This is a genomic window from Mycetocola sp. Y444, assembly GCF_059445295.1.
Window position 1 is genome coordinate 1,650 of record NZ_JCAIUB010000004.1, and the last position, 3,323, is coordinate 4,972.

Sequence of the window (3,323 nt, forward strand, 5' to 3'; positions counted from 1 at the left end):
CAACAATTGACTCAAGCATTTGTGTTTGAGTCCATTGGTCAATTTTTTCGAGATAGATTTTCGATTTTCAAAACTCATGTGATTGGCAAGTTTTTAAGAGCAAACGGTGGATGCCTTGGCATCTGGAGCCGAAGAAGGACGTAGTAATCTGCGATAAGCCTCGGGGAGCTGATAAACAAGCTGTGATCCGAGGGTGTCCGAATGGGGAAACCCCGCCAGGGGCTGCAAGGTTACCTGGTGACTCCCGCCTGAATATATAGGGCGGGTAGAGGGAACGTGGGGAAGTGAAACATCTCAGTACCCACAGGAAGAGAAAACAACAGTGATTCCGTTAGTAGTGGCGAGCGAACCCGGAAGAGGCTAAACCGTGCATGTGTGATACCCGGCAGGGGTTGCATGTTCGGGGTTGTGGGACTTTTCAGCATTTGGCTGCCGCCGGTGCGACGTTACAGAGCGTGATAGACGAACAGGATTGAAAGCCTGGTCATAGAGGGTGCGAACCCCGTAGTCGAAATTTCGTGATGGCGTGAAGAGTATCCCAAGTATCACGGGGCCCGAGAAATCCCGTGTGAATCTGTCAGGACCACCTGATAAGCCTAAATACTCCCAGATGACCGATAGTGAACAAGTACCGTGAGGGAAAGGTGAAAAGTACCCCGGGAGGGGAGTGAAATAGTACCTGAAACCGTTTGCTTACAAACCGTTGGAGCCTCCTTGTAGGGGTGACAGCGTGCCTTTTGAAGAATGAGCCTGCGAGTTAGTGATATGTGGCGAGGTTAACCCGTGAGGGGTATCCGTAGCGAAAGCGAGTCTGAATAGGGCGATTCAGTCGCATGTCCTAGACCCGAAGCGAAGTGATCTATCCATGGCCAGGTTGAAGCGTGTGTAAGAGCACGTGGAGGACCGAACCCACTTAGGTTGAAAACTGAGGGGATGAGCTGTGGATAGGGGTGAAAGGCCAATCAAACTTCGTGATAGCTGGTTCTCTCCGAAATGCATTTAGGTGCAGCGTTGCGTGTTTCTTGCCGGAGGTAGAGCTACTGGATGGCTAATGGGCCCTAAAAGGTTACTGACGTCAGCCAAACTCCGAATGCCGGTAAGTGAGAGCGCAGCAGTGAGACGGTGGGGGATAAGCTTCATCGTCGAGAGGGAAACAACCCAGACCACCAACTAAGGTCCCCAAGCGCGTGCTAAGTGGGAAAGGATGTGGAGTTGCACAGACAACCAGGAGGTTGGCTTAGAAGCAGCCACCCTTGAAAGAGTGCGTAATAGCTCACTGGTCAAGTGATTCCGCGCCGACAATTTAACGGGGCTCAAGCACGCCACCGAAGTTGTGGCATTGATATTTATAGGCAGGCCTTCGTGGTCCAGCCGTATTGATGGGTAGGAGAGCGTCGTGTGGCGAGCGAAGCGGCGGTGTAAACCAGCCGTGGATGCCACACGAGTGAGAATGCAGGCATGAGTAGCGAAAGACGGGTGAGAAACCCGTCCTCCGAAAGACCAAGGGTTCCAGGGCCAGGCTAATCCGCCCTGGGTAAGTCGGGACCTAAGGCGAGGCCGACAGGCGTAGTCGATGGACAACGGGTTGATATTCCCGTACTGACGAAGAACCGCCCAAGCTAATCCAGTGATGCTAAGAGTCTGAATCCTGCTGATTGATCCCTTCGGGGTGAGACGGTGGGCCTAGCGCTCGACCCTATGCTGGTGCGGTTAGCGTATTAACAGGTGTGACGCAGGAAGGTAGTCGGTCCTGGGCGATGGTTGTCCCAGGCCAAGGTTGTAGGCCGAGAGATAGGCAAATCCGTCTCTCATATAAGGCTGAGAGCTGAAGGGGAGCCCGTAAGGGCAAGATCCGATGATCCTATGCTGCCAAGAAAAGCATCGGCGCGAGGTTCAAGTCACCCGTACCCCAAACCGACTCAGGTGGTCAGGTAGAGAATACCAAGGAGATCGAGAGAATCGTGGTTAAGGAACTCGGCAAAATGCCCCCGTAACTTCGGGAGAAGGGGGGCCTGACACGTCAACGGACTTGCTCCGGGACGCGTGGTAGGGCCGCAGAGACCAGTGGGAAGCGACTGTTTACTAAAAACACAGGTCCGTGCCAAGTCGCAAGACGATGTATACGGACTGACGCCTGCCCGGTGCTGGAAGGTTAAGAGGAACGGTTAGCCGCAAGGCGAAGCTGAGAATTTAAGCCCCAGTAAACGGCGGTGGTAACTATAACCATCCTAAGGTAGCGAAATTCCTTGTCGGGTAAGTTCCGACCTGCACGAATGGCGTAACGACTTCCCAGCTGTCTCAACCGCGAACTCGGCGAAATTGCACTACGAGTAAAGATGCTCGTTACGCGCAGCAGGACGGAAAGACCCCGTGACCTTTACTACAGCTTGGTATTGGTGTTCGGTGTGGCTTGTGTAGGATAGGTGGGAGACTGTGAAGCTGGCACGCTAGTGTCGGTGGAGTCATTGTTGAAATACCACTCTGGTCATATTGGATATCTAACTTCGAACCGTAATCCGGTTCAGGGACAGTGCCTGGTGGGTAGTTTAACTGGGGCGGTTGCCTCCTAAAAAGTAACGGAGGCGCCCAAAGGTTCCCTCAATCTGGTTGGCAATCAGATGTCGAGTGTAAGTGCACAAGGGAGCTTGACTGTGAGACTGACAAGTCGAGCAGGGACGAAAGTCGGGACTAGTGATCCGGCAGTGGCTTGTGGAAGCGCTGTCGCTCAACGGATAAAAGGTACCTCGGGGATAACAGGCTGATCTTGCCCAAGAGTCCATATCGACGGCATGGTTTGGCACCTCGATGTCGGCTCGTCGCATCCTGGGGCTGGAGTAGGTCCCAAGGGTTGGGCTGTTCGCCCATTAAAGCGGTACGCGAGCTGGGTTTAGAACGTCGTGAGACAGTTCGGTCCCTATCCGCTGCGCGCGCAGGAAATTTGAGAGGATCTGACCCTAGTACGAGAGGACCGGGTTGGACGAACCTCTGGTGTGTCAGTTGTTCCGCCAGGAGCACCGCTGATTAGCTACGTTCGGGATGGATAACCGCTGAAAGCATCTAAGCGGGAAGCCGGCCTCAAGATGAGATTTCCATGCCTTCGGGCGAGAGGCTCCCAGCTAGACTACTGGGTTGATAGGCCGGATGTGGAAGAGAGGACTAAAGACTCTCGGAGCTGACCGGTACTAATAAGCCGATAACTTACCAATCATCCCACCCTTGTGGTGGAGCATGAGTTTTGAGGTAAATCGAATTTCGTGATCGATAAAATTCACGATGCGTAGCGTCCACTATGTGGTTCTCGATGTACGGTCGAGAACCGAACA

At 53.4% G+C, this 3,323-nt stretch carries 1 rRNA gene; it reads left to right on the forward strand.

Annotated elements, in window-relative coordinates:
* Positions 1–83 precede the first annotated feature (83 nt).
* Positions 84–3,206, forward strand: a 23S ribosomal RNA gene (locus AC1C2M_RS15735).
* The last annotated feature ends 117 nt before the right edge of the window (positions 3,207–3,323 follow it).